General features: G+C 38.5%; 1 protein-coding gene. It reads left to right on the top strand.

The window, feature by feature from the left end; translation table 11 throughout:
- Window positions 1-188: hypothetical protein (locus tag MTCD1_RS21880; RefSeq protein WP_088569001.1), on the top strand; the 188-nt coding region annotated here is incomplete at its 5' end.
- Window positions 189-535 lie beyond the last annotated feature (347 nt).

Here is a 535-nt window from a genome sequence, read left to right on the forward strand (position 1 = left end):
ATATACCCATGATACCTCAAAATGCGTGTTTCAGGATACCTGAGCGATTCATGATCAAGGCGCCTCTTTTTATTAAGGGTTATTCCCTTAAAAATAGAGTCAACGATGAGCATTATTTGTTCAGGCATCCCCAAAGGGCTGGTTTAGCAACGCTTTATGTTGCGTTATTGATTTCGACAATAGAATAACTATTTTCTTCAATCAATGCCTTACCTAAAGGCGTTTCTAATTCCAGCTGAATCCTGCATCTTGAAGTAACATGGGTATATACCCATGATACCTCAAAATGCGTGTTTCAGGATACCTGAGCGATTCATGATCAAGGCGCCTCTTTTTATTAAGGGTTATTCCCTTAAAAATAGAGTCAACGATGAGCATTATTTGTTCAGGCATCCCCAAAGGGCTGGTTTAGCAACGCTTTATGTTGCGTTATTGATTTCGACAATAGAATAACTATTTTCTTCAATCAATGCCTTACCTAAAGGCGTTTCTAATTCCAGCTGAATCCTGCATCTTGAAGTAACATGGGTATATA

It is taken from the genome of Colwellia marinimaniae (assembly GCF_002207865.1).
Lineage (GTDB): Bacteria > Pseudomonadota > Gammaproteobacteria > Enterobacterales > Alteromonadaceae > Colwellia > Colwellia marinimaniae.